This window comes from Cupriavidus sp. 05T42, assembly GCF_056396345.1.
Map to the genome: position 1 here is coordinate 34,570 of NZ_JBFTLH010000018.1, position 25,369 is coordinate 59,938.

The following is a 25,369-nucleotide window of genomic DNA, read 5'->3' on the forward strand; positions in this document are numbered from 1 at the left end:
ATCTATATATAGAGGGGGTTCAGGCGGCGGCCCGCAGCGGCAGGCCAAGCCGCGCGGCGGCATTGCGAAGATGGGCGGCGGCGGCCAGCCGGGCGGCCTCGGGGTCCGCCGCGCGGATCGCCTCGAAAATCGCCACATGCTCGCCATGCACCTGCTCGGGCAGCCCCGGCTGCTGCTGGGAATTGCCGCGCGCCGTGCGCACGGCGTGATGGAGCTGCAGGTTCAGGTACTGGAGCAGGTCCTGGTAGTACTTGTTGTGGGTGGCGGCGGCCACGGCCACGTGGAACTGGGTGTCGGATTCGGCACCCCGGTCGATGTCGTGCAACTGGGCGGCAAGGGTACCGAGCAGGTCGGCCATGCGCTGGAGATCGTCGTCGGTCCGGCGCCGCGCGGCCATTGCGGCGGCGGCGCTTTCCAGGTCCAGACGCAGTTCGTAGATCGCCGCCAGATCGGCGGCATCGGCGCCGGCCTGGCCGGAGAGCCGGAACCCGGCATCGCTGACGCGCGCGCGCACGGTGCTGCCCAGCCCCTGACGGCTCTCGATCATCCCTTGCGAGCGCAGGTGCTCGGTCACCTCCCGGATCACGGCGGTGCTGACGCCGTAGCGCTCGGCCAGCTGCTTGCCGGTGGGCAGGCGGGCGCCAACCGGATACACGCCATCGGCAATCTCGGCGCGGAGCTGCTGGATGACGCGTTCGGTGAGGGTGATGGGGCKGGTTGTCTGCATGGGGTGAGACGTTACACTTTTATGGTTATATGAAAACTAGGTGTAAACGTTAGGTTTTGGGTCTTTGCGGGGTTGGCTTTTGTTCGCAACGGCATATTTCACATCGCCCTGCGGGCGCTGCGAGTCACTTTCTTTGTCTTGCCAAAGAACATAACCAAAGAAATCGCGCCGGCTGCGGCGACCCCCTCGCGTAAATTGTCAAAACGCGGCGGAAATCGTGTAACGTCGCGCGCCGATTGGCATGACTTTGCTCGACGTTTGGCAGTTTAGGGAATCCGCTTTTAGCCTGTGGACGTATCAGGAGTGCGACCAATCCAGAAAGTCTGAGCCGGAATGATGGGAATGGTGTTTGGAACACCATTTTCCGCTCCACTGAGCAAGAAAAAGTAGGTGGCGACCCTGTGGTTGCCATCCATAATTTCGAGCCCTTTTCCGCTATCTATTAGGGTTGGCGCCTTAGGTAGCCTGCCCGAAGCCTTAACATGCTGAACGATTCGCGCGATACGCGCCTCCGAATCGCCTATCGCCGAGTACTCGTTCCGCTCCTTCTTAACCGCAGCCTTGAGTAAGCTGACGATCTTGTTCGCCTGCCCGGCTGCGAGCTCCTCCAGTCCCAAAACCCGCTCCTCTAGGGTCCACGACAACGCCTGAAGTTCAGCCAGCGACCGCAAGCCGAGCAGATAGCGCCAGCGCGCCATCGGAAACCCCGCGCTATCAAGGGGCGGTGGCCAACCTTCAGACTTTGCATACGTCAGAAGCCAGTCCTCAAGCACTTCATCGGGGAAGTTTGGAAGTGCTTCTTTAAGCATTATGAGATTAGTCACAGGCGGGAAATCCAAGCTCGGAGCCGAATCCATAGCCCCCGATGGAAGGCGAGATCCCGGCGAAAGGCCACGCGCATATGTTGTTGGGATGACGTCCGCGCAAAGCAGCCCACGGCGCGCCATGAAAGCGTTGTTCCAGCCTCAAAACTTGCGTTCCTGCTCGGGAGGGACAGCTGGCCCCGAGTGAGTCCATCCTCGTCAACGGGCCACTCTTCCCACATTTCCGGCAGCGACACGAGTTCACCAGACTCTTTGATGAATCCATAGTCGGCGATCACGATCGAATGGTCGCAACGATTTACGACGTGGAGCATCGTTTGGGGAAGCTGCTCAGCATGGATGGTATCCATTCCCACCAGGATCTTGTCCGCCTTTTCTCTGGCCTTCCACCAAAAACTCAGGACTCCGCCGATACCGCCCACAATGGCACCCGCAAATGTTACCCAGTCTCGGGCCTCGGAAAGGTTCATCAGCCCGCTCCTACTTTCGCTGTGGATCGGCGTCATTCGCTTCCTTTAGAACACCGGGCGCTGATTGCGGTGGCGGCTGAAGCGGATCTGAAATGGGCCCAGGTCGGGGCCTTAAGGCGTGTGCTGCCGCCTTTGCTGCATCAAGGGTACCCGTGAGCGCAGTTGGTGAGGGACCGGAAGGAAGGTCGCGCACTTGAAGGGCCCCCATGATCGCGAACCCGCATCCAATCACGAACATAAGCGCAGACGCAATCGCGGCGTGGGCAGACCAGTCAAAGAATGCGGCGTCTCTTGCCTCCGCTTCGCCGTCCAGACGCTGACTGACCTCGACGGTAGGCTTGCGCGCAAACTCAGCAGCTTGCCGCATTACGAACCGTCCTGAGTTAACCAGGCTTTGATAGCGGAAAAGGTGCGAAAGCAACAGGAAAACAACTCCAATGACATATGCGACGATCGCATAGATGATGGGGCTGCTTCCGTGCTTCAGTGCTCCAATAAAACCGAGACACCCCGCAATGCCGCCGAGCTGGGCTAACCCGACGAAACGGAGGGCTTCATCGCCAACCTTCGCACTGACGTCGCGAATAGCATTGAAATTGTTGTCAAAGCTATCGCCCCTGCGATTGATCCAGTGCTTGACATCTTCGTCGGATGGCGGCTTTTGATTATCGAGGGACATTTTCTCTCCTATTGAAGGAGGGATTATGCCCCGGCCGGGAAAAGGTCTTCCATCCGATGTTCGCCTCGTGGCACTTCCCGTTGAGCCGGTCCTTGACCAGCCAGAAGTGGAAGTACATTCGGCCATTCGAGCCGCGATAGAGCTCAAGGCGCCAGCCACTTTGGGCTGGAAGCCGGTTGCCTGGCACGGCCTGGGCTGCAGGCGCGGCCAACTCCATGCCTGCGCCGATAGCGACGAACGGTCCCACCGCGCCGAGCACGTCGACCGCGAATCCATACGCGTTGTTCCGATACAGCCAAGCGACCCGACACAAGTACTGACACAGCGGGTTGCGGGGCTTGCCATCCTTCGTCCGTAGCCATGCGGTACTCGCCACGAAGCGTGGCTCGATGCTTCCGTCCAGTCCCACGCCATCGAGCGTGGCATCGTGCGTCTGGAACCATCGGAGGCACTGCGGGAGGTTTCCATCACGCTGGGCGAACAATGGAAACAACCAGTTAAGGCAGTACCCGACCAGGTTGGCCAGCAGGTCGAGCACGTAAAGCCCAGCGAATCGGAAAAGCATCATGAGGGCATCTCCGGCCAGTCGATTTCGGTTGGGAAGCCAGCCTGCTCGGGGACGTTACGCAACTGGCCGCGATATTTGATCAAGGCTTGGTACTCGTCCGCCGATAGCGTCGTAGGGATGCCTTCTTCCAGCTCATCTCGATGGCGGAGGACCATGAAGTCCGACGCGGTAAGCGCTGCGTCTCGCTCTATTCGCGCTGCATTGGCGAGAGCGTCCAGCGAGGGAGCCGGCGGCGGAAGCAGTTGTGCCTTGCCGTCTGCGGCCAGGGCCATGACCTTGCCTTCCGCTACCCCACAAATCGAAACTCGCTCGGCCTACGGCCTCACTCAAACATCGATTTCCTTGTATCCGCGTTTTAACAATTTACGCGAGCGCCGCAGACGGCCCCGCACACCTACTCGCCTCGCTTCGCATCGGCTTCGTTCGCGGAGACGGCTGTGGGGTCTTTCCTGCCTCATCCGCGAGCAACCCCGATGCGAAGCGAGGCCTGAAGGTGTGTATCCCCTCTGCGGCGCCTTACGATTTTGTAAAAACGCGGACAGGAGGGGCGCGCGGTTTGAGTGAGGCCGCAGGCCGAGCGAGTTCGCGCCCCGCCGCGTTTTTACAAAATCGTAAGGAGTCTTTTAGCCGCAGCGGGGTCGCCTTTCTTTTGCTTACTTTTCTTTGGCGAGACAAAGAAAAGTGAGTCGCAGCGCCCGAAGGGCGATGTGAAACATGCCGTTGGGCACAATAGCCAACACCGCTTACTTCAACGCCCCCCGAGCCGCCTCCAAATTCCCCCTAACCCTCCGAGCCGTCTCAGAATCCGCCGGCAGCAACCGATACAACCGCTCCCAATACCCAATCGCCTCAGGCAGCGCCCCCCGCTCAGCCGCATCCGTCCCCGCCAGGGCCAGCGCCTTGGGCTCCTCCCCATCCAGCGCCAGCGCCGCCCGCACCTGCTCCATCGGCGCCCCCTCCAGCTGCCCCCCAGCCGCGCTGGCCAGCGCATCGGCATAGTCGGCCCGCAGCGCCGCCGCATCCGGCACCAGCACCACGGCCTTCGCGTAGGCCGCCGCCGCGTCGTCAAACCGTTCCAGCGCCGTATAAGACCTCGCCAGCATGTACCAGCCGTTGGCATCGCCCGGCTCCTGCCGCAGGCGCAGGGCCAGCCGGGACACCATGGCGTCGATTTGCTGCATGTCGACCGTATGCCCATCGCCAGTCGGCAGCGTGGCCGGCGCACTGGCCCACGCCGCGCGGACCATGCCGGGGTTGCCGAGGTGGAGGTAGAGCAGCATCGCCCCGCCTGGCAGCAGGGCCAGCGAGGCGGCGACCACCCAACGGGACCGTCCCGGCGGCGGACCACTATCGAACGATTCTGGCCGATCAGTACGAGGCCGGAACACCGCCCGATGCCGCCGCCGCGCCCGCACCACAACCACCGCAGTGCCGAGCACCAGCAGCGCCGGCCCGAACCACAGCAGCCACGTCAATGGTCGCACCGGCGGGTCGTAGAGCACGAAGTCGCCATAGCGCTGCACGAGGAAGTCCTTCACGGCGGTCTCGCTCGCGCCGCTGCGTAGCTGCTCCCGGATCTGGGCGCGCAGGTCCACCGCGAGGTCGGCGTTGGAATCGGCCAGCGTCTGGTTCTGGCAGACCAGACAGCGCAGCTGTTCCGCCAGCGCATGCACGCGGGCGTCCAGTTTGGCGGCGTCTTCGGCGCCGTGGGCGGCGCACGCCATCCAGAGCAGGCAGGCGAGCGCGACTCTACGCATGGCCGGGCTCCCGTTCCAGCGTGCGCAGCAGCGGCAGGATCTTCTGCTCCAGCACCTGCGGCGTGACCGGCCCCACCTGTCGATAGCGCACCACCCCGGCTCGGTCGATGACATAGGTTTCCGGCACGCCATACACACCCAGGTCGATGCCGGCCTTGCCATCCGCGTCCACCAGCGACGCCACGTACGGATCGCCCATGCGCCGCAGCCAGTCGCGCGCGGCGTCGGGCTGGTCCTTGTAGTTCAGGCCGACCAGCGGCACCTCGGACTTCCCGGCGAAGTCGGTCAGCACGGGATGTTCGACGCGGCACGCGGTGCACCACGACGCCCACACGTTCAGCATCCACACCTTGCCTTTCAGGTCGGATGTGGCGCGTACATCGCTGGAAGCCTTCAGCAGCGGCAACTGCAACGCTGGCGCGGGCTTGCCGACCATGGCCGATGGGAGTTCGCGCGGATCGTGCCGCAGCCCGGCGGCCAGCGCGGCGGCCAGGGCGAGGAAGACGGCCAGCGGCAGCAGAAAGCGCGTCATCGCAGCGGCTCCCGGGTGGTGGCCAGCGGCACGGCGGGGCGCGGGGCCGGGGGCGCGGCCTCCGCTTCCACCTCGGCCGTCCGACGTCGATAACGCCGGTCGCAAGCCGCCAGCAGACCACCGAGCGCCATCAGCACGCAGCCACCCCAGATCCAGCCGACGAACGGCTTCACGTGGAGCCGTACCGCCCACTGGCCGTCGGCCACCTGTTCGCCGATCGCCACATAGAGGTCGCGGGTAAAGCCATTATCGATGGCGGCCTCGGTGGTCGGCATGTCCTGGCTGYGGTACACGCGCCGTTCCGGCGCCAGCGTGGCCACCGTCTGCCCGTCGCGGCTGGCCACCAGCTTGGCGCGGAACGCCGCGTAGTTCGGGCCGCGCACCGGCGCCACGCCCTCGAAGCGGAACGTGTAGCCGCCCACGCTGACCACCTCGCCGGCGCGCATCGGCAACTCGCGCAGGCTTTCCTGGCTTTTCACCAGCGTCACCCCGGCGATAAACACGCCCACGCCGACATGCGCGAGCAGCATCCCGTAATACCCGGCCGGCAACTGCCGCAGCGCCGATCGGCCACGATGGCGCAGCCGGCTGGCGAGGCTGGTCAGCCCGCTGGCCACGCACCAGGTAGCCAGCCACAGCCCGAGCCCGGTCAGCGCGGAGGCCGTGCGCAGCGTCGCCAGCAGCGCCAGGGCCACCAGCAGGCTGCCGATGGCGGCCCAGCGCAGCCGCGCGGCCAGGTCGGGCAGGGCGGCGTGGCGCCAGCGCACCAGCGGGGCCACGCCCATCAGCAGCACGGCCGGCGCCATCAGCGGCACGAAGACCTGTTCGAAATAGGCCGGCCCCACCGAGATCTTGCCGAGGCCGAGCACGTCCAGCAGCAGCGGGTAGAGCGTGCCGAGCAGCACCGTGGCCGCCGCCACGGCCAGCAGCACGTTGTTGGCGAGCAGGAAGGATTCGCGCGAGACCGCCGCGAAGGCCGCGCGCACCGACACCCGCGGCGCACGCCAGGCATAGAGCGCCAGCGCGCCGCCCGTGATGGCGCCGAGCAGGGCGAGGATGAACACGCCGCGCGTCGGGTCCACGGCGAAGGCGTGTACGGAGGTCAGCACGCCCGATCGGACCAGGAAGGTGCCGAGCAGGCTCAGCGAGAACGTGAAGATGGCGAGCAGCGCGGTCCACGCGCGGAAGGCGCCGCGCTTCTCGGTGACGGCCAGCGAGTGCATCAGCGCCGTGCCGGCCAGCCAGGGCATCAACGAGGCATTCTCCACCGGGTCCCAGAACCACCAGCCGCCCCAGCCCAGCTCGTAGTAGGCCCAGGCGCTGCCGAGCAGGATGCCGATGGTCAGGAAGCTCCACGCCAGCGTGGTCCACGGCCGCGCCCAGCGCGCCCAGGCGGCGTCCAGCCGCCCGCCCAGCAGCGCAGCCACCGCGAAGGCGAAGACCACGGCAAAGCCCACATAGCCCATATAGAGCTGGGGCGGATGGAACACCATGCCGGGGTCCTGCAGCAGCGGGTTCAGGTCGCGCCCCTCCATGGCCGGCGGCAGCAGGCGGATGAACGGGTTGGAGGCGAACAGCAGGAACAGCAGGAAGCCCACGCTGATGGCGCCCAGCACACCGATCACGCGGGCCCGCAGCGCCGGCGGCAGGCCGCGGCTGAAGCGCGCCACGGCCAGCGTCCAGAGCGCCAGCATCAGTGTCCACAGCAGCATGGAGCCCTCGTGCCCGCCCCAGACCGCCGCCGCGCGATAAATCGCCGGCAGCGCGGTATTCGAGTTGGCCGCCACGTAGCGCACGCTGAAATCGTTGTCGAGGAAGGCCAGCGTCAGCGCGCCGTAGGCTGCCATCACCAGCAGCGCCTGGGCGACGGCGGCGGGGCGGGCCACGGCCATCAGCGTGGCGTCGCCGCCGGGACCCCGCGCGGCGCCGGCAATCGGCAGCACCGCCTGCATCACGGCGACGAACAGCGCGAGGATCAGGGCGAAGTGACCGAGTTCGACGATCATCGTGGCGTGGTCTCCGGGATGCGTGCCTTGGTCTGGGCGGCCTGCTTCAGGGCCTCGGCGGCCTCGGGCGGCATGTAGTTCTCGTCGTGCTTGGCCAGCACTTCGGTGGCCTGGAACACGCCGTCGCGCAACTGGCCACGCGCCACCACGCCTTTGCCTTCTCGAAACAGGTCCGGCAGCAGGCCGCGATAGACCACGGGCACCTGTCGCATGGTGTCCGTGACGATAAAGCGGATGGTCATGCCGTCGCCCTCGCGGCGCAGCGAGCCGGTCTCGACCAGCCCCCCCAGCCGGAACGCCCGGCCGGCCGGGGCTTCCTGCGCGGCCACCTGCGTCGGGCTGAAGAAGAAGACGAGGTTGCCCCGGAACGCGTTGAGCACGAGTGCCGTGGCCACGCCGGCGCAGGCCAGCGCGGCCAGCAGCCAGCCGAGGCGACGGCGCCGGGTGGTCATGCGCGCGGTGCGTCGCCAGCCGCCAGCCGCCGCGCGGCCCGCGCGCGCCGCGCCAGCAGCATCATTTCCAGCCCCAGCGCGGCAAACGCCACCCCGAAGGYGCCGGCCACATAGCCCAGATGGGGCGAAGACAGCAGGAGGTTCAGCATGATCGGCTCCGGTTCTCGTTAGATCAGCCGCGGCTCGGCGCGCTCGCGCAGGATGCAGCGCACGCGCACCAGCGCCACGGCAATCGTGTACATCCAGCAGGCCAGCGTCATCAGCAGCATGCCGGCCAGCATGGTGTGCGCCATGGATGGCGCGGCGGTCAGGCTCACCGACGCGCCCTGATGCAGCGTGTTCCACCACTGCACCGAGAAATAGATGATGGGGATGTTCACCACGCCGACCAGCGCCAGCACCGCGCAGGCACGCTCGGCGCGGCGCGGGTCGTCGATGGCGTTTTCCAGCGCGAGAAAGCCGAGGTAGAGGAACAGCAGGATCAGTTCGGAGGTCAGCCGGGCGTCCCAGACCCACCACGTGCCCCAGGTCGGCTGGCCCCACAGCGCGCCGGTCCAGAGCGCAATAAAGGTGAACAGCGCGCCGGTGGGGGCCAGCGCGGAGGCCATCATCGACGAGAGCCGCGTGCGCAGCACCAGCGCCAGCGCGCAGTAGCTGGCCATCACGAGGTAGATGAACATCGACATCCACGCTGCCGGCACGTGGATGAAGATGATGCGATAGACCTCGCCCTGCTGGGCGTCCGTCGGCGCCACGCCGAAGCMGAGGTAGAGCCCGGCGATCAGAAGCAGCGCTGCCGCCACGGCGAACCACGGCGTCAGCCGCCGGGCCAGCGGGTCGAAGCGGGCCGGGGAGGCGTAGGTCAGCCAGCGCGACCGGGAGGGCTGGGGCAGTCTGGCGGAGCGGGGCAAGTCGGCCGAGGGTCCCATCGTCTCACTCCATGGCAATGCGCAGGCCGGCAGCGGCGGCCGGCGGACACAGGCACAGCGCCAGTGCCAGGCAGGCGCCCAGCAGCGACAACTGCGGCATGACGTCGAGCCCGGCATCCGCCGCCGCGCCGGCCCCGGCGCCAAAGACCAGCACCGGCACGCAGAGCGGCAGGACGAGGATGCACAGCAGCACCGCGCCGCCGCGCACGCCCAGCGTCAGCGCCGCGCCCACCGCGCCGATCAGGCTCAACACCGGCGTGCCGATCAGCAGCGACGCCGCCAGCATCCACGTGGCCCCGGCCGGCAGCGAATACTGCTGCGCCAGCACCGGCGTCAGCACCAGCAGTGGCAGGCCACTGGTCAGCCAGTGCGCACAGATCTTGGCCAGCACCAGCAGCGCCAGCGGCGCCGGGGACAGCAGCATCTGCTCCAGGCTGCCTTCGGCATGATCGGCGGCGAACAGGCGCGACAGCGACAGCATCGACGCCAGCAGCGCCGTCACCCACAGGATGCCGGGCGCCAGCGCGCGCAGTTGCTGCGGATCGGGGCCGATGGCGAGCGGGAACAGGCTGGCGGCGATGACGAAGAACACCAGCGTGGCGACAAGGCCGTCGCGCCGGCGCCAGGCCAGCTTCAGGTCATGGACGAGCGTGGCGCCGAAGGCATGCATCAGGCGGTGCCCTCCAGCGCGAGCCCGCGCAGCCTGCCGCGCGCCGTTGCCAGTGGCAGCGCCAGCGGGCCGTGCAGGGCGATCACGGCMATGCCGCCGGCGGCCAGATGGGCGTCGAGGCGGGTGCGGAAGTGGTCGGCGGCGGGGGCGTCCAGCGCCGCCAGCGGCTCATCCAGCAGCCACAGCGGGCGCGGTGTGAGGGTCAGCCGCGCCAGCGCGATACGCCGCCGCTGGCCCTGGGAGAGCGTACGCAGGCGCGCATCGGCCATCCGCGCGAGCCCGGCGTCCGMCAGCGCCGCCCGCGCTGCCTCCGGCGTGACCCGGTGGCCGGCCAGCCGCGCCGCATAGACCAGTTGCTCGGTGGCGCTCATGTCGGCATCGAGCCCGTTGTGGTGGCCGAGGTAGGCCACCGATCGCCCATAGTCCGGATCGCCACCGCGCACGGGCCGCCCTTGCCAGGTCACGGCGCCGGCCAGCGGCACCAGCAGCCCGGCCAGCACCCGCAGCAGCGTGGATTTGCCGCTGCCATTGGGCCCGGTCAGGGCGATGGCCTGCCCCGGCGCCAGGTCGATGTCGATGCCATGGAACACGGCGCGGCCGGCGCGGGCAAAGGCGAGCTGGTGGGCCGCGAGCATGGGGCGGGCCTCAGCCGGAACGGGGTCGGGAGCGGGAACGGGCGCGCGCGGCGTGGGTCATTCGCTGCCCTCGGCCTTGGAGACATCAGGCAGCCGGTGCGCAATGCCCTTGTGGCAGTCGATGCAGGTCCGCTCCTTGTTGGCGAGGTAGGTGGAGTGCATGGCCTGGGCGCGCGGGCTCTGCCGCGTGAAGTCCATCGACTGGTAGTCGTGGCAGTTGCGGCATTCGAGCGAGTCGTTGGCCTTGAAGCGCGCCCACTCGTGCTGGGCCAGCTCCAGCCGATGGGCCTGGAACTTCTCGCGGGTGTCGATGGTGCCGAAGATCTTGGCCCAGACCTCCTTCGATGCCTGCATCTTGCGGGCCATCTTGTCGGTCCAGTTGTGCGGCACGTGGCAGTCCGAGCACTTGGCGCGCACGCCGCTGCGGTTGGTGAAGTGGATGGTGCCCTGCAGCTCCTGGTACACGTTGTCGCGCATTTCGTGGCAGCCGGTGCAGAACTTCTCGGTATTGGTGAACTCCAGCGCCGTGTTGAACGCGCCCCAGAACACCACGCCCGCGATGAAGCCGCCCAGCGTGAGGAAGCCGAGGCTGAAATACGCGCTGGGCCGGTTGATGGTGCGCCAGTATCGTGTGAGCAGGTCGAGCATCGCGCTAGTCCGCCAGGTCTTATTTCTTGGCTGCAGTGCCCTTGGGCGCCGCCGGTTTCTTCAGCATGGTCTCCACGTCCGTGAACGTGTTGCCGACCAGCGGCTTGGCGTCGGCCTGCGGCACGTGGCACTGGGTGCAGAAGTAGCGCCGGGGCGAGACATCGGCCAGCACGTTGTTATTCCGGTCCATGTAGTGCGTAATGCTGACCGGAATCGCCTGGGTCTCCTCGGTGCGGGTGCGCGCGTGGCAGAACATGCAGCGGTTGTAGTCCTTGTCGAGCTGGTAGCCGTCGATCTTGTGCGGGATGGTCGGCGGCTGCATGGTGTAGTTGCGGGTGCGGCGCACGTCCTTGTTCTCGGTGGGGTAGAGCAGGGGCGGTTTGGACTCGCTGCCGATGGGCGTGGGACCGCGCATGGCGTCGGTCAGCCCCTTTCCCTCGGACTGGGCCTGCGCGCCGGCCAGCACGAACTGGCTGGCGAGGATCCAACCCATCCAGACTGTTGATCGCATGGCGTGGCCCCCCTATACCTTCACGATCTTGACCGCGCACTTCTTGAAGTCGGTCTGGAGCGAGATCGGGCAGGTGGCGTCCAGCGTCACCTTGTTGATCAGCTGGCTGGCGTCGAACCACGGCACGAAGACCAGCCCGCGCGGCGGCTGGTCGCGCCCGCGCGTCTCGATCCGGGAGCGCATGCGCCCGCGCCGGGACACCACCTCCACCTCCACGCCGCGCCGCAGTCCCATCGCCTTGGCATCCTCGGGATGCATGAACACCACGGCGTTGGGGAAGGCGCGGTACAGCTCGGGCACGCGGCGGGTCATCGAGCCGGAATGCCAGTGCTCCAGCACCCGGCCGGTGGCCAGCCAGAACGGGTATTCCTTGTCCGGCGACTCGGCGGCGGGCTCGTAGGGCAGGGCGAAGATGACCGCGCGGCCGTCCGCGTTGCCGTAKAACTGGAAGCCGGTGCCGGCCTTCACGTAGGGGTCGCTGCCCTCGCGGTAGCGCCACAGGGTTTCGCGTCCGTTGACCACGGGCCAGCGCAGGCCGCGCGCCTCGTGGTAGGCGTCGAACGGGGCCAGGTCGTGGCCGTGGCCCCGGCCGAAGCTCGCGTATTCCTCGAACAGCCCCTTCTGGATATAGAACCCGAACGCCTTGGCTTCATCGTTGTGGTAGTCCGGGTTGACTTCCTTGAGCGGGAACTTGTCCACCTGGCCGTTGCGGTAGAGCACATCGAACAGCGTCTTGCCCTTGACCTCCGGCATCTTGGCGATCAGGTCCGCCGGCCAGACTTCCTCGATCTTGAAGCGCTTGGAGAACTCCACCAACTGCCACAGGTCCGAACGGGCCTCGCCGGGGGCATCGACCAGTTGATGCCAGAACTGGGTGCGCCGCTCGGCGTTGCCGTAGGCGCCTTCCTTCTCTACCCACATGGCGGCAGGCAGGATCAGGTCCGCCGCGAGCGCGGTCACGGTGGGGTAGGCGTCCGAGACCACGATGAAGTTTTCCGGGTTCCGGTAGCCCGGCAGCCCTTCCTCCATCAGGTTGGCCGCCGCCTGCATATTGTTGTTCACCTGCACCCAGTACGCGTTGAGCTTGGCGTCCTTGAGCATGCGGTTCTGCAGCACGGCGTGGTAGCCGGGCTTTTCGGGGATGGTACCGGCCGGGATCTTCCAGATCCGTTCGGCGGTCTCGCGGTGCTTGGGGTTGGCCACCAGCATGTCCGCCGGCAGCCGGTGGGAGAACGTGCCCACCTCGCGCGCGGTGCCGCAGGCGGAGGGCTGGCCGGTCAGCGAGAACGGGCTGTTGCCCGGCGTGGCGATCTTGCCGGTCAGCAGGTGGATGTTGTAGACCATGTTGTTGGCCCAGCTGCCGCGCGTGTGCTGGTTGAAGCCCATGGTCCAGAAAGACACGACCTTGATGTTCGGGTCGGCGTAGAGGGCGGCCAGCTGTTCGAGCTTGTCGCGCGGCACGCCGGAGAGCTTGCTGACGGTGGCCACGTCGTACTTCGCCACGAACTTGGCGAAATCGTCGAACGTGATCGGCGTGGCGGCGTTGGGGTCGGCCGCGTTCTTGGCCTTCTTCTGCAGTGGGTGGTCCGGGCGCAGCCCGTAGCCGATGTCGGTCACGCCCTGCTTGAACACCGTGTGCTTGTTGACGAAGTCCTTGTTGACCTTGTTATTGGTGATGATGTAGTGGGCGATGTAGTTCAGGATCGCCAGGTCGGTMTGCGGCGTGAAGATGATCGGCAGGTCGGCCAGTTCGTAGGAGCGATGGGTGAAGGTAGACAGCACCGCCACGCGGGTCTTGGGCGCGGAGAGGCGGCGGTCCGTCACCCGGGTCCACAGGATCGGGTGCATCTCGGCCATGTTCGAGCCCCACAGCACGAAGGCGTCGGCCACCTCGATATCGTCGTAGCAGCCCATCGGCTCGTCCATGCCGAAGGTGCGCATGAAGCCGGCCACGGCGGAGGCCATGCAGTGACGGGCGTTCGGGTCGATATTGTTCGTGCGGAAACCGGCCTTCATCAGCTTGGAGGCGGCGTAGCCCTCCCAGATCGTCCACTGGCCCGAGCCGAACATGCCGACCGCCGTGGGGCCTTTCTCCTTCAGCACGCGCTTGAACTGGGCGGCCATCACGTCGAACGCCTTGTCCCAGCTCACGGGCTGGAACTCGCCGTTCTTGTCGTACTGTCCGTTTTTCATGCGCAGCAGCGGCTTGGTCAGCCGGTCCTGCCCGTACATGATCTTGGACAGGAAGTAGCCCTTCACGCAGTTCAGGCCCTTGTTGACCTCGCACAGCGGGTCACCCTGGGTGGCCACCACCTTGTTTTCCTTGACTGCCACGGTCACGCCGCAGCCGGTGCCGCAGAAGCGGCAGGGCGCCTTGTCCCATTTCAGGCGGGTCAGGTCGCTGTCCGTGACGAAGTTGGCCGCGTCCGCGCCCAGCGGAATGCCGCCCACCGAGGCGGTGGCGGCCACGGCCGTCTGCTTAATAAAGTCCCGGCGAGTGACTTTCATCGACAATCTCCGTGTCCATGTCGCACGCATCCTCGTTGTGCTGGTAGACCAGGGTGGCCGCCAGCACGCCGTCCAGCTGATGGAGGAACGTCAGATGCGCCGCGATGGCGCGTGAGGTGGGGGCTTCCAGCGTGACKACGAGCTTGCCGGCGTCGCTGGCGGCGTGGATCTCGGCACCGGCCAAACCGGCGATGGCGCCGCGCACGGCATCGAGGCTCGCCGGCTGGGTGTGCACGAGCACGCCGGCGATGTGCCACTGCTGCGCATCGGCGTCATCGGGGCTCTCTGCGCGGGTGTCTCCCGGCTGCGCCGTGGGGAGTGGCGGCTCGGGGGTGGAATGCGTGGTACCTGGCATGACTGTCCTTGYGGCAGCAGGCCGCGTCGTTCAGTGCTACAGGAACTGCAGGCGTCACCCCACCGGGCGACGTCGGTCCATGCCAATCAATGCGTGGGCGGGCCGCTGACGAGCTGGGTCATCCAGACGATGAATCCGTACCCGGCCACGACGATGACGGTCAGCACCGGCACCATCACGGCGGTCAGGAACAGGAAGCTCCGGAGTTCTTCTTTCTTGCGCTGCGGATCGTCGGCGACAGCCATCGCAAAGTCCGGCATGGATTTCGTGGGGACGGGATCATTTAAGGAAGCGCATCCGGTGGTGTCAAGCGCGCATTGGGCCAATATGGCACGGCGTGATGTGTGTGGGTCGTGCGGAGGGCGTGTATCGGGCGATCTCTGATAAGTCAGAGACCGCCCCGGGGCGAGGCTCAGGGCTGGGCGCCAAACTCCGTCTGCGCGCGGGTCCAGGCGCGGGCCTGCTCGCTGATGGAGACGCCCAGGCCGGGGCGCGTGGGCACGGTGATGCGGCCGTCGCGGATCTCCAGCCGCTCGTTGAACAGCGGTTCGAGCCAGTCGAAATGCTCGACCCACGGCTCGCGCGGATACGCTGCCGCCAGATGCACATGCAGTTCCATGGCGAAGTGCGGCGCAATCATCAGCCCGGCGTGGTCGGCCAGCGCCATCACCTTCAGGAACGGCGTGATGCCGCCCACGCGCGGCGCGTCGGGCATCAGGTAGTCGGCGGCGCGGTGGCGGATCAGGTCCCAGTGTTCGGCGGCGCTGGTCAGCATCTCGCCGGTGGCGATGGGGGTGTCGAACTGCGTGGCCAGCGCGGCGTGGCCTTCGTGATCGTAGGCGTCCAGCGGTTCCTCGATCCAGACCAGGTTGAACGACTCGAAGGTGCGGCACATGCGCTGCGCGGTGGGGCGGTCCCACTGCTGGTTGGCATCGACCATCAGCGGCACGGCATCGCCCAGGTGCTCGCGCACGGCGGCCACGCGGCGCAGGTCTTCGGCGCGGTCTGGCTGGCCCACCTTGAGCTTGATGCCGCCAATGCCGCGCTCGACGGACGCCGCCGCGTTCACCTTGAGCTGGTCCAGCGGGGTGTGCAGGAAGCCGCCCGAGGTGTTGTAGCAGCGCACGGCGTCCCGGTGGGCGCCCAGCAGCTTGGCCAGCGAGAGGCCGGCGCGCTTCGCCTTCAGGTCCCAGAGCGCCACGTCGATGGCGCCGATGGCCTGCGTGGACAGGCCGCTGCGTCCCACCGAGGCGCCGGCCCAGCACAGCTTGTCCCAGATCCTGGCGATGTCGCTGGCGTCCTCGCCCAGCAGGGCCGGGGCGATCTCGCAGGCGTGGGCGTACTGGCCGGGGCCGCCGGCCCGCTTGGAGTAGCTGAAGCCGAGCCCGGCGTGGCCATCGGCGGTCTGGATTTCGGCGAACAGGATGGCCACCTCGGTCATCGGCTTCTGTCGGCCGGTCAGCACCTTTGCGTCGCTGATCGGAGTGGCGAGCGGCAGGTAGCAGGTGGAGAGGCGGATCCAGGCGATCGAATCGGGAGACATGCGGGTTCCTTTTCAGAGTATGACAACGTTGTCATTCAAGGGCGGAATGCCCGGGTGGGATGCGTCGTATTGGCCACGTGGTCGTTGTTTATGGCCGGGATGCGCGCCAGTTCAGGCAATCGTCGGTAGAATGCTAACGTTGTCATACGACTGGGTCAACCCGTCGGCCGACATCGTATCTCCATCCAATCCGCTTAAACCCGCCAGAACCCGCATGCCCCAAGCTCCAGCGTCGAAGTCCGTCACGCTCCATGATGTCGCCCGGCAGGCCGGCGTCTCGCTGATTACCGCCTCGCGGGCGTTGAGCAATCCGGGCATGGTGTCCGAGGCCACCATCGCGCGCGTGCGCGAGGCCGTGGCGGTGACCGGCTACATCCCGAACCTGCTGGCCGGCGGGCTGAAGTCCCGCAAGAGCCTGATGGTGGCCGCGCTGGTGCCGAACATCGCTGTGCAGCAGTTCCTGCCGACCGTGAAGGCGCTGACCGATGCGCTGGACGCCGCCGGCTACCAGTTGATCCTCGGCCAGACCGGCTACGATCACGCCCGGGAGGAGGCGCTGCTCGCCACGATGATCAGCCGTCGCACGGACGGCATCGTGGTGACCGGCCTGATCCATTCGCAGACCGCGCGCGACCAGTTGCGCCGCGCCGGCATTCCGGTGGTGGAGACATGGGATTTGAGCGATCGGCCCGTGGACATGGCGGTGGGCTTCTCGCACCTCAAGGTGGGCAGCGCCATCGCCGGCTACTTCCTCGGGCAGGGGCGGCGCCGGCTGGCCATCGCCACCGGCGACGACCAGCGGGCCGCCGTGCGACGCGAGGGCTTCCTGTCCACGGTGGGCCACGATGTGCCGACCGTGGTGGTGCCCGCCCCGAGCAGCCTTGAATACGGCCGCAAGGCGCTGGCCGACCTGCTGGCGCAGGCCCCGGACATCGAGGCAATCTATTGCAGTTCCGACCAGCTCGCGCAAGGTGTGATGATCGAAGCACACGCGCGCGGGCTGCGCATGCCGCAGGATCTGGCGATCTGCGGCTTCGGCGACGCCGACTTCGCCGCGCATATGAACCCGCCGCTGACCACCGTCCACGTGGATGGCGCGCAGATCGGCGAACTGGCCGCGCGGCAGTTGCTGGCGCGTTTTCGGGGCGAGCCGGTGCCCGAGTCGGTGATCGACGTGGGCTTCCGCATCATCGAGCGGGGCACCACGTAAGACGCTGCATCAGTGCGCCGATGAAGGTGCTCTGCCCGGCGCGGCTCGAACCGTATCAGCCGGCGCAACCTTTGCAGCCGGCACGCTAGGCCGGTCCACTGTCACATCCCGTCCGGCGGCAGCAGGTGGACGTTGTACGCCACTTCCCACAGGTGGCCGTCCGGGTCCTGGAAGTGACCGGCATAGCCGCCCCAGAAGGTCTTCTGCGCGGGCTTGGTGATGGTCGCGCCGGCCTGTTTCGCCTGTGCCATCACGGCATCGACCTCGGCCTCGCTACGCACGTTGTGGGCCATCGAGAACTCGGTGGCGCTGGGCGGCGCCACCGGCAGGCCGGCCTCGCGGGCGAGGTTCTCGCGCGCGAACAGCGCCAGCTTGGTCCCGCCTTGCAGGTCGATGAACACGGCGGCGCCATGCTCGAATTCCTGCCCGATAATGCCGGCGGTCGGCAGGCCGAGGCCATCGCGGTAGAAGCGCAGCGAGCGTTCCAGATCGTCCACGCCCAGCGTGATCAAGGTGATATAGGGTTTCATGGGCTGTCTCCGTTTTCGGTGCGACAGCTTACCTCCGATCCGCCCGCCTCAGCCCAATCAGCGGGGATGCGGCAGAATGCGCTTTCCGCACCCCCGCGCCCCCAAATCGTGATGATCCGATGCTCAGACTCGAGGACCTGACCCTGTTTGTCCGCAGTGCCGCGCTCGGCAGCTTTTCCAGCGCCGCGCGCGAAGCCGATCTGCCGCCCGGGCAGGTCAGCGCCGCCATCCAGCGGCTGGAACGGGAGCTGGACCTGCGCCTGTTCGTGCGCTCCACGCGCAGCCTGCGGCTGACCGCCGAGGGCGAGCGATACCTGCCGTACGCCACCGATGTGCTCGCGCTGCTGCACGAAGGCCACGAGCGTTCCCGGAGCGAGGAGGGGGATCTGAGCGGGGTCTTGCAGGTGTCGGCGCCGTCCGATGTCGGCCGCAACGTGCTGCTGCCGTGGATCACGGCGTTCTGCGCGAGCCATCCGCGCCTGTCACTGCGGCTGCTGCTCTCGGACCGCGTCAGCGATGTGTTCCGGGAGCCGGTCGACGTGGCCATCCGCTACGGACTGGCCGAGGACGCGAGCTATGTGGCCCTGCCGCTGGCCCCCGAGAACCGCCGCGTGCTGGTGGCATCGCCCGACTATCTGGCCGCGCACGGGCGGCCGGCAAGCCTGGACGACCTGTTGCGCCACCGCTGCGTGCTGTACCTGCTGGGCGGGCGCCTCTATGACAAATGGGTGTTCCCGGTGGAGGGCAAGCGCCGGCTGGTGGCGGTGAACGGGGCGATGATCTGCGACGATGCCGACGTGGCGCGCCGCTGGGCGGTGGCGGGGCAGGGCATCGCCTACAAGTCGTGGCTCGATGTCTGCGCGGATGTGGAAGCGGGCACGTTGGAGGTGGTGCTGCCGCACCAGCCGGGCGAGAGCGCGCCGCTCAGCCTGATCTGCCCGCATCGCAAGCAGTTCTCGCCGGCGGTGCGCCACTTGCAGGCGCTGTTGCGCGAGCGGCTCGCCCCGCTGGAGGCCCGGTTGCGCGGCATCGCCACGCCTTAGGCCCCTTTTTTCGTATTGATCGTACGGGTCTTACTTCGATGCGACCTTGCTGATGCGGCCCTCGATATGCTTGGCGCGCGCCTCCGAGCCCGGATGCGAGCCGAACATGCTCGACTTGCCGCCATCGAGCTTGGCCAGCTTCTCGAACGCGGTGACCAGCGCCTTGGTATTGGCCTTGTTCTTGGTCAACAGGTCGAAGGCGAAGTCGTCGGCGGCGGTCTCCTGCGCCTGCGAGAACTGCGCGTTGACCAGCTTTTCGCCGAGTTCACCCAGTTGGGAGGAAGACAGCGCGGCCATGGCGCCGTTGGTGGCGCCGACCGCACTGCGCGCGGCGGTGGCGGCGTAGGCCACCTGCATGGCCTTCTTGCTGTGGCCCAGCGCCACGTGGCCGAGTTCGTGGCCCAGCACGCCGCGGACCTCGTCGTCGCTCATCATGTCCATCAGGCCGCTGTAGACCCGCACGCAGCCGTTGGCCATGGCCCAGGCGTTGACGTCCTTGGTCAGGTACACCCGCACGTTGAGATTGGGCACATCGCTGTTCTTCAGCCCGGCCATGACCTTGGTGAGGCGTTTTGCGTAGTTGGTGCGGGGGCCGGCGGTCTTGTTGGTCTGGTCGGACTCGGCACAGGCCTGGTCCGACAGCGATTTCACCTCCGCGTCGGTCAGGGTGGCGGCCTGCGCCAGCGAGGTGCCGGCGGTGACCAGGCTGTTGACATCGGTGCCGGCGCAACCGGCGAGCAGGGCAGTGGTGAGCAGCGGAAGTACGAGGAAGCCTTTCATAGCGGTTCGCGAGGTAGTGGCGGGAGTTTCCCGGGAATGGGAGGCTATGCCACTTCATCGCGGGCGAACCCGCATCCAGATCAAGGTCCGCCGTGTTTCCGCGCGCTGGCTATGGAAATCGGATTTCTGCCAATCGCATCAATCCTGAGGTAATCGTGAATCGATCCTGACGCGACTCAAGCCGTGGCCTCATGCGCGCCGCGCGGCACGAAGCGCCCCAGTACATGGCTGGTCATGCCCTTGGCCAGTTCCTCCTCGCCATAGAACACCGTGCCGAGCCCTTCCTTGCGCAGCAGCGCGGACTCGTCCTCGCTATGCGTGCGCAGCACGATCTCCACGTTGGGGTTCAGCGTCTTGGCGGTTTCCACCATCTGGCGCACGTAGAGCGGCTCCGGCACGGCAATCACCAGCATCGCCGCGTGGGCGATATGGGCCTGGATCAGCACCGCCGGGTCGGCCGCATTGCCCGAGACCGCCGCGAAGCCCGCGCGGCGCAGGGACTCCACACGCTCGCGGTTCTCGTCCGCAATCACGAAGGGAATGCCGCGCTCCTGCATCGCCTGGGCAATCCGCTTGCCCACGCGGCCGTAGCCGACCAGCACCACCTGGCCTTCCAGAAACTTGCGCTCGGTGGTCATCGGCAGCTCGGCGTAGGGGTCGCCGCGCTGCTCCAGCCGCCGCGCCAGCGCCGATCGCTTGAGAATCCACTTTCGCAGCGGCTCCACGCCGGCAAACAGCAGGGGATTGATCGCGATGGAAATCAGCGCGCCGGCCAGCACCAGGCTCATGCCTTCCTCCGGCAGCAGCCCCAGCGTGACCCCCAGCCCGGCCAGGATGAACGAGAATTCGCCGATCTGCGCCAGGCTGGCGGACACCGTCAGCGCCGTATTGAGCGGATAGCGGAAGGCCAGCACCAGCGCGAAGGCCGCCAGCGACTTGCCGAACACGATGATGGCGACCACGGCCAGCACGTGCAGCGGCTGCTCGATCAGGATGGCCGGCTTGAACAGCATGCCCACCGAGACGAAGAACAGGACCGAGAACGCGTCGCGCAGCGGCAGCGATTCCTCGGCGGCGCGATGACTGAACTCCGACTCGCGCATCACCATGCCGGCGAAGAAGGCGCCCAGCGCGAACGACACGTTAAACAGTTCGGCCGCCCCATAGGCAATGCCAATCGCCACCGCCACCACGGCCAGCGTGAACAGCTCGCGCGAGCCGGTCTTGGCCACCTGCCACAGCAGCCACGGCAGGATGCGTCGCCCGGCCACCAGCATCAGCGCGATAAACGCCACCACCTGGAGCAGCGTCTGGAGGATGGTGAAGCCGAGCGCCTGCGCGCCCTGGTCTGGCGCGGCGTTTGTGCCGCCGAGCAGCCCGGCCAGCGGCGGCAGCAGCACCAGCACCAGCACCGTGGCGAGGTCTTCCACCACCAGCCAGCCCACGGCGATGCGCCCGTTCATGGTTTCCAGCACGTTGCGGGTTTCCAGCGCCTTGAGCAGCACCACCGTGCTCGCGCACGACAGGGAGAGGCCGAAGACCAGCCCGGTGCCCAGGCTCCAGTCCCAGATCCACGCCACCAGCATGCCCAGCGCGGTGGCAATCGCCATCTGCACCACTGCCCCGGGAATGGCGATACGTTTTACCGCGAGCAGGTCGCGCAGCGAGAAATGCAGGCCGACGCCGAACATCAGCAGCATCACGCCGATTTCGGATAATTGCGAGGCCAGATGAACATCGGCGACGAAGCCCGGCGTGCCGGGGCCGATGATGATGCCGGTGACGAGGTAGCCGACCAGGGCGGGAATCTTGACGCGTTCGGCCAGGAAGCCAAGCACGAGGGCGATGCCGAAGCCGGCGGCGATGGTGGTGATGAGGGTGAAGTCGTGGTCCATGCGTCGTCTGCGGGGTGCTGCGCAAGCGGCCAGTGAAATGCTGGGGCGAGGGGCAATTGTAACGGCAGGTGCCCGGCCTCGACGGCGGGGCCCATGAAAAAACGGGCAGATTCCGGCCAGCGCCCGCCAGCGGGGGCTTGGCAAGGTGCGCCACTTCGACAACCATACACGCACCAAAAGGCGGATAAATACGAGAGGAGAGGCGGGAATGACCCAAACGAAGACCAAAGCCCCGGCCAAGACCGCAACCAAGGCCACCGCGCCAGCGGACGAGTCCCCGGCAGCCCTGATCGACGCCCGGATCGCGGAACTGGGCGACTGGCGCGGCGAAACCCTCGCCCGCCTGCGCGCGCTGGTGAAGGAAGCCGACCCCGAGGTGGTGGAGGAATGGAAGTGGCGCGTGCCGGTGTGGTCCCACGACGGCATCCTGTGCACCGGCGAGACCTACAAGAGCGCGGTGAAGATGACCTTCGCCAAGGGGGCCTCGCTGGACGACCCGTCCGGCCTGTTCAATTCCAGCCTGGACGGCAACACCCGGCGCGCCATCGACTTCCGTGAGGGCGAGAAGATCGATGCCAAGGCGCTGAAGGCCCTGATCCGTGCCGCCGTTGCGCTGAACCAGGGCAAGGGCTAGTTCCGGAATTCCCGGTTCAGGCTTCGCCGCCGCGCTCGAGCATCTTATATAGATGGGAGCGGGAAATGCCCAGCTCCAGCGCGGCCTGCTTCTTGTTGCCGCCATGGCGGGCGATGGCCTGCAGCACGGCGTCATAAGCGAGGTCGCGCAGCCGGGCCGCCGCCGGGGCCGGGGCATCCTCGGGCGCGAAGACCTGCCCGAGCGGGTGCGTTGCCGGCGCCACCATGGTCGCCATATGGTTTTCCTCGCCCCGGGCGAAGTCCTGCACCCGGAGCCGGCTGCCGTCGCAGAACACCAGCGCTTCCTCGATCTTCTGCCGTAGCTGGCGCACATTGCCGGGCCAGCGCCGCGAGGCCAGGTGCCGCGCCACATCGGGCATGACCTGCGGCACCGGCACGCCGTTGCGCTGGCAGAACGCCTGCACGAAGTGATGGAGCAGGGCGGGAATGTCCTCCAGCCGCTGGCCCAGCGCCGGCACGCGCAGCACCACGCCGCTGAGGCGGTAGTAGAGGTCGAGCCGGAAGCGGCCACCGTCGATCAGCGCCTGAATGTCGCGGTTGGTGGCGGTCACGAGCCGGAAATCCACCCGCCGCGCCTGCCGGCTGCCGAGCCGCTCGACCATGCGGTCTTCCAGCACGCGCAGCAGCTTGACCTGCATCTCCATCGGAATATCGGCGACTTCGTCCAGGAACAGCGTGCCGCCGGCTGCCTGTTCGAGCTTGCCGGGCTGGCCATGCCGATGGCTGCCCGTGAAGGCGCCCGCCGCATGGCCGAACAGTTCGGCCTCGATCAGCGTGGCCGGGAACGCGGCCAGGTTCAGGCTGACCAGCGGCGTGGCCTGCGTCCCCTCGTCATCGCCCTGCACGCCATGTGACCCCCGGCCGGCGCTGTGGATGGCCCGCGCGACGAGTTCCTTGCCCGTGCCGGACTCGCCCAGCACCAGCACGGGCACGTCGAGCCGCGCCACGGTCTCGATCTCCCGGCGCAGCCGCTGCATCGGCGCGCTCTCGCMAATCAGCAGGCCCACTCCCGAGTCGCGCTGGCGCAGCCCGTGCAGTTCGCGCCGGTAGTGCGCCAGCTGCGACCGCAGTTCCTCCACCTCCTTGTGCATCCGGCCGATGGCCTCCGGCTCCTTGAATAGGACCTGTCCGATCGCGCCGACCGTCTTGCCATCGACAACGATGGGCACCCGGTTCACCACGCGCGTCACGCCATTCATCCGCTGAAGCTGGCCGATCTCGGCCTTGCCGGTCGCCGCCACGTGGCCCAGCCGGGAATTCGGGATGACCTGCTCGGCGGGGCGCCCCGTGCCTTCCCCAGTGCGCAGGCCGAAGAACGCCTCATGGACGGGACTGATGAAGCGGATACACCCCGTGTGGTCCACCACCGTGATCGCCTGATAGGGATTGGTCAGGAAGTGTTCGAGGATGGCGTCCGCAAACGGCACTGCGCCGAGGAAGTCGAACAGCGCCGCCCCGGCCGCCGCGCGGCGCAGCAGGATGGTCTGTTGGCTGGCATCGAGCAAGGCCAGCCCGATATGGCGCTCGCCATCGACCTCGATATCGAAAACGCGGCCGGCATGGTGGTTCTCGGCGGGGGGCAGCGCGGCCACGCCGGCCTGCGCGGCCCGGGCGATGGCCGGATTGCGTGCTGTGCCCGAGGCGGCGAGGGTCTCCCCGCCGGCCCCGAGCACCAGCGCGCCCAGGCTTTGTGTCTTCACTGACGACATTGATTGTGTCTCCATGCGGGACATCTGAGTGTCCTCGTGCCGGACACTCTACCGGCCAGTCGAAAAAATCGCAATGAAATCAATGTGCTTCATGGCTGGCACGGGTAGTGCGTTAGCTCTCGGATAACACCCATACCCATAAGCCCGAAGACACAGAGGAGACACATGTCCTGGCAGCCGGAAATCGACGAACTGGCCTATCGCAAGCGACTGGCCGCCGAGCTTGGCGGACCCGACAAGGTCAAGCGCCACAAGGACGCCGGCAAGCTCACCGTGCGCGAGCGCATCGAGGCCATCGCGGACCCCGGCAGCTTCCGCGAGGTGGGCGCGCTTACCGGTAGCGGTCAGTACGACAGCAATGGCCGGCTGGTGGGCCTGACCCCGGCCAATCTGGTGATGGGTCGCGCACATCTGGGTGGCCGTCCCGCCGTGCTGGTCGGGGATGACTTCACGGTGCGCGGCGGCGCCAACGACGGCGCGGTGGGCGACAAGCTGATCCACGCCGAGAAGATGGCCCACGACCTGCGCCTGCCGATGGTGCGGCTGGTCGATGGCACGGGCGGCGGCGGCTCGGTGCGCAATATCGAGAACCGTGGCTACACCAATATCCCCACCATGAAGGTGTGGCAGCACGTGGTGGAGAACATGTCGGTGGTGCCGGTGGTGTCGCTGGCGCTGGGCTCGGTGGCCGGCATGGGCGCGGCGCGCGTGGCGGCCAGCCACTACTCGGTGATGGTCAAGGGCACGACGCAACTGTTCAACGCCGGCCCGCCCGTGGTGGCGCGCATCGGCCAGATCCTGGAAAAGAACGAGCTGGGCGGCAGTCAGATCCACACCCGCAACGGCGTGGTCGATGACGAGGTGGCGAGCGAGGAAGAGGCCTTCGACCGGGCCCGCCGCTTCCTGTCCTACCTGCCGCCGTCCGTGTATGAGCTGCCGCCGCGCGCCGCGCCCGCCGACGACACGCGCCGCCGCGACGAATGGCTGCTCTCCGCCATCCCGCGCGAAAGCCGCCAGGTCTACAAGATCCGGCCGATCGTGCAGGCGCTGGTCGATCAGGACTCGTTCTTCGAGATCGGCAAGCACTGGGGCCGCGCCATCGTCACCGGGCTGGCGCGGCTGGATGGCTGGCCCGTGGCCGTGGTCGCCAGCGACCCGTACTACTACGGCGGCGGCTGGGACGGCCCCACGGCCGAGAAATTCACCCGCTTCCTGGACATGGCCGAGGCCTTCCACCTGCCGGTGGTCAACCTCGTCGATATCGCCGGGTTCCAGATCGGGCTGGAGGCCGAGAAGGCCGGGATCATGCGTTACGGCGTGCGCGCGCTGGCGGCGGTTTATCAGGCCACCGTGCCGTGGTGCTCGGTGATCGTGCGCCGCGCCTACGGTGTGGCGGCGGCGGGGCACCAGCACATGGGTCGCTTCAACTTCCGCTATGCGTGGCCGTCCGCCAACTGGGGCTCGCTGCCGATCGAGGGCGGGCTGGAGGTGGCCTACAAGGCCGAGATCGAGGGCGCCGACGACCCGGTGCAGAAGCGGGCCGAGATCGAGCAGCGGGTGCGCAGCCTGACCTCGCCGTTCCGCAGCGCGGAAGCCTTCGTGATCGAGGACATCATCGACCCGCGCGACACGCGGGCGCTGCTGTGCGAGTTCGCCAACCTCGCCGCGCCGCTGCGCGAGGCGGGGGTGCGCAAGTTMGGCATCCGGCCTTGAAAGCGTTCGGCAACCCCTAGC

General features: G+C 67.3%; 28 protein-coding genes. 4 read left to right on the forward strand and 24 right to left on the reverse strand.

Going from position 1 to position 25,369, the window contains the following annotated elements; translation table 11 throughout:
* Positions 1-19: 19 nt before the first annotated feature.
* The 20 genes from AC1EJR_RS21335 to AC1EJR_RS21430 form a co-directional block, all read right to left on the reverse strand.
* Positions 20-727 carry a FadR/GntR family transcriptional regulator gene (locus AC1EJR_RS21335; RefSeq protein WP_477147529.1) on the reverse strand — a complete coding sequence of 236 codons (708 nt, stop codon included), beginning with the start codon at positions 725-727 and terminating at the stop codon, positions 20-22.
* A 281-nt stretch (positions 728-1,008) separates the two neighbouring features.
* On the reverse strand, positions 1,009-1,551 hold the full coding sequence (locus tag AC1EJR_RS21340; protein ID WP_477113665.1) for a hypothetical protein: 543 nt from the start codon (positions 1,549-1,551) through the stop codon (positions 1,009-1,011).
* Complete coding sequence (locus AC1EJR_RS21345) at positions 1,548-2,021, reverse strand: hypothetical protein (RefSeq protein WP_477113666.1); 474 nt, start codon at positions 2,019-2,021, stop codon at positions 1,548-1,550. The genes AC1EJR_RS21340 and AC1EJR_RS21345 overlap by 4 nt, the downstream gene beginning before the upstream one ends.
* A gap of 10 nt (positions 2,022-2,031) precedes the next feature.
* The gene (locus tag AC1EJR_RS21350; RefSeq protein WP_477113667.1) at positions 2,032-2,700 is read right to left on the reverse strand and encodes a hypothetical protein; all 669 of its coding nucleotides are present in this window, start codon (positions 2,698-2,700) and stop codon (positions 2,032-2,034) included.
* On the reverse strand, positions 2,687-3,268 hold the full coding sequence (locus AC1EJR_RS21355) for a DUF7338 family protein (RefSeq protein ID WP_477113668.1): 582 nt from the start codon (positions 3,266-3,268) through the stop codon (positions 2,687-2,689). The genes AC1EJR_RS21350 and AC1EJR_RS21355 overlap by 14 nt, the downstream gene beginning before the upstream one ends.
* On the reverse strand, positions 3,265-3,540 hold the full coding sequence (locus tag AC1EJR_RS21360) for a phage tail assembly chaperone (RefSeq protein ID WP_477113669.1): 276 nt from the start codon (positions 3,538-3,540) through the stop codon (positions 3,265-3,267). Before AC1EJR_RS21360 ends, AC1EJR_RS21355 begins: the two co-directional genes overlap by 4 nt.
* A 471-nt stretch (positions 3,541-4,011) precedes the next feature.
* Positions 4,012-5,025, reverse strand: a complete 1,014-nt coding sequence (locus AC1EJR_RS21365) for a cytochrome c-type biogenesis protein CcmH (RefSeq protein WP_477113670.1) — start codon at positions 5,023-5,025, stop codon at positions 4,012-4,014.
* Complete coding sequence (locus tag AC1EJR_RS21370; RefSeq protein ID WP_092301137.1) at positions 5,018-5,557, reverse strand: DsbE family thiol:disulfide interchange protein; 540 nt, start codon at positions 5,555-5,557, stop codon at positions 5,018-5,020. Before AC1EJR_RS21370 ends, AC1EJR_RS21365 begins: the two co-directional genes overlap by 8 nt.
* The gene (locus AC1EJR_RS21375; RefSeq protein WP_477147530.1) at positions 5,554-7,563 is read right to left on the reverse strand and encodes a heme lyase CcmF/NrfE family subunit; all 2,010 of its coding nucleotides are present in this window, start codon (positions 7,561-7,563) and stop codon (positions 5,554-5,556) included. The genes AC1EJR_RS21370 and AC1EJR_RS21375 overlap by 4 nt, the downstream gene beginning before the upstream one ends.
* Positions 7,560-8,015 carry a cytochrome c maturation protein CcmE gene (gene ccmE, locus AC1EJR_RS21380; RefSeq protein ID WP_092301143.1) on the reverse strand — a complete coding sequence of 152 codons (456 nt, stop codon included), beginning with the start codon at positions 8,013-8,015 and terminating at the stop codon, positions 7,560-7,562. Before ccmE ends, AC1EJR_RS21375 begins: the two co-directional genes overlap by 4 nt.
* On the reverse strand, positions 8,012-8,164 hold the full coding sequence (locus AC1EJR_RS21385; protein WP_477147531.1) for a heme exporter protein CcmD: 153 nt from the start codon (positions 8,162-8,164) through the stop codon (positions 8,012-8,014). The genes ccmE and AC1EJR_RS21385 overlap by 4 nt, the downstream gene beginning before the upstream one ends.
* Positions 8,165-8,182: 18 nt before the next feature.
* Positions 8,183-8,944 (reverse strand): heme ABC transporter permease, encoded by a 762-nt coding sequence (locus AC1EJR_RS21390; RefSeq protein ID WP_477147532.1) that lies wholly within the window; start codon positions 8,942-8,944, stop codon positions 8,183-8,185.
* A gap of 4 nt (positions 8,945-8,948) precedes the next feature.
* On the reverse strand, positions 8,949-9,614 hold the full coding sequence (gene ccmB / locus AC1EJR_RS21395; protein ID WP_092301152.1) for a heme exporter protein CcmB: 666 nt from the start codon (positions 9,612-9,614) through the stop codon (positions 8,949-8,951).
* Positions 9,614-10,249, reverse strand: a complete 636-nt coding sequence (gene ccmA, locus AC1EJR_RS21400) for a cytochrome c biogenesis heme-transporting ATPase CcmA (RefSeq protein ID WP_477147533.1) — start codon at positions 10,247-10,249, stop codon at positions 9,614-9,616. The genes ccmB and ccmA overlap by 1 nt, the downstream gene beginning before the upstream one ends.
* 57 nt (positions 10,250-10,306) lie before the next feature.
* A complete protein-coding gene (locus tag AC1EJR_RS21405) occupies positions 10,307-10,897 on the reverse strand; it encodes a NapC/NirT family cytochrome c (protein ID WP_477113672.1) in 591 nt (196 codons plus the stop codon).
* A 19-nt stretch (positions 10,898-10,916) separates the two neighbouring features.
* On the reverse strand, positions 10,917-11,390 hold the full coding sequence (locus AC1EJR_RS21410) for a nitrate reductase cytochrome c-type subunit (RefSeq protein ID WP_255370982.1): 474 nt from the start codon (positions 11,388-11,390) through the stop codon (positions 10,917-10,919).
* A gap of 30 nt (positions 11,391-11,420) precedes the next feature.
* The gene (gene napA / locus AC1EJR_RS21415; protein WP_477147534.1) at positions 11,421-13,916 is read right to left on the reverse strand and encodes a periplasmic nitrate reductase subunit alpha; all 2,496 of its coding nucleotides are present in this window, start codon (positions 13,914-13,916) and stop codon (positions 11,421-11,423) included.
* On the reverse strand, positions 13,888-14,271 hold the full coding sequence (locus AC1EJR_RS21420) for a chaperone NapD (RefSeq protein ID WP_092301167.1): 384 nt from the start codon (positions 14,269-14,271) through the stop codon (positions 13,888-13,890). Before AC1EJR_RS21420 ends, napA begins: the two co-directional genes overlap by 29 nt.
* Positions 14,272-14,357: 86 nt before the next feature.
* Positions 14,358-14,516, reverse strand: a complete 159-nt coding sequence (gene napE / locus AC1EJR_RS21425; RefSeq protein WP_092301325.1) for a periplasmic nitrate reductase, NapE protein — start codon at positions 14,514-14,516, stop codon at positions 14,358-14,360.
* Positions 14,517-14,683: 167 nt separating this feature from the next.
* Positions 14,684-15,814, reverse strand: a complete 1,131-nt coding sequence (locus AC1EJR_RS21430; protein ID WP_477110701.1) for an L-talarate/galactarate dehydratase — start codon at positions 15,812-15,814, stop codon at positions 14,684-14,686.
* A gap of 214 nt (positions 15,815-16,028) precedes the next feature.
* On the opposite strand from AC1EJR_RS21430, the gene AC1EJR_RS21435 reads away from it, so the two are divergent.
* Positions 16,029-17,024 carry a LacI family DNA-binding transcriptional regulator gene (locus tag AC1EJR_RS21435; protein ID WP_092301173.1) on the forward strand — a complete coding sequence of 332 codons (996 nt, stop codon included), beginning with the start codon at positions 16,029-16,031 and terminating at the stop codon, positions 17,022-17,024.
* 101 nt (positions 17,025-17,125) lie between these two features.
* On the opposite strand, the gene AC1EJR_RS21440 is transcribed toward AC1EJR_RS21435, so the two are convergent.
* Positions 17,126-17,554 (reverse strand): VOC family protein, encoded by a 429-nt coding sequence (locus AC1EJR_RS21440; RefSeq protein ID WP_092301176.1) that lies wholly within the window; start codon positions 17,552-17,554, stop codon positions 17,126-17,128.
* Between the two features lie 119 nt (positions 17,555-17,673).
* On the opposite strand from AC1EJR_RS21440, the gene AC1EJR_RS21445 reads away from it, so the two are divergent.
* The gene (locus tag AC1EJR_RS21445; RefSeq protein ID WP_477113674.1) at positions 17,674-18,597 is read left to right on the forward strand and encodes a LysR family transcriptional regulator; all 924 of its coding nucleotides are present in this window, start codon (positions 17,674-17,676) and stop codon (positions 18,595-18,597) included.
* A 30-nt stretch (positions 18,598-18,627) separates the two neighbouring features.
* Here AC1EJR_RS21445 and loiP read toward each other — a convergent pair whose 3' ends face one another.
* Both loiP and AC1EJR_RS21455 read right to left on the reverse strand, forming a co-directional pair.
* A complete protein-coding gene (gene loiP / locus AC1EJR_RS21450; protein ID WP_441590976.1) occupies positions 18,628-19,377 on the reverse strand; it encodes a metalloprotease LoiP in 750 nt (249 codons plus the stop codon).
* 176 nt (positions 19,378-19,553) lie between these two features.
* Complete coding sequence (locus AC1EJR_RS21455; protein WP_092301184.1) at positions 19,554-21,272, reverse strand: cation:proton antiporter domain-containing protein; 1,719 nt, start codon at positions 21,270-21,272, stop codon at positions 19,554-19,556.
* A 208-nt stretch (positions 21,273-21,480) separates the two neighbouring features.
* On the opposite strand from AC1EJR_RS21455, the gene AC1EJR_RS21460 reads away from it, so the two are divergent.
* Complete coding sequence (locus tag AC1EJR_RS21460; protein ID WP_441590972.1) at positions 21,481-21,906, forward strand: DUF1801 domain-containing protein; 426 nt, start codon at positions 21,481-21,483, stop codon at positions 21,904-21,906.
* A 16-nt stretch (positions 21,907-21,922) separates the two neighbouring features.
* Here AC1EJR_RS21460 and AC1EJR_RS21465 read toward each other — a convergent pair whose 3' ends face one another.
* Positions 21,923-23,635, reverse strand: a complete 1,713-nt coding sequence (locus AC1EJR_RS21465) for a sigma-54 interaction domain-containing protein (protein WP_477147535.1) — start codon at positions 23,633-23,635, stop codon at positions 21,923-21,925.
* Between the two features lie 165 nt (positions 23,636-23,800).
* Here AC1EJR_RS21465 and AC1EJR_RS21470 point away from each other — a divergent pair, with 165 nt between their 5' ends.
* Positions 23,801-25,348, forward strand: coding sequence for an acyl-CoA carboxylase subunit beta (locus AC1EJR_RS21470; RefSeq protein WP_477147536.1), 1,548 nt, complete (start codon positions 23,801-23,803; stop codon positions 25,346-25,348).
* Positions 25,349-25,369: the final 21 nt, after the last annotated feature.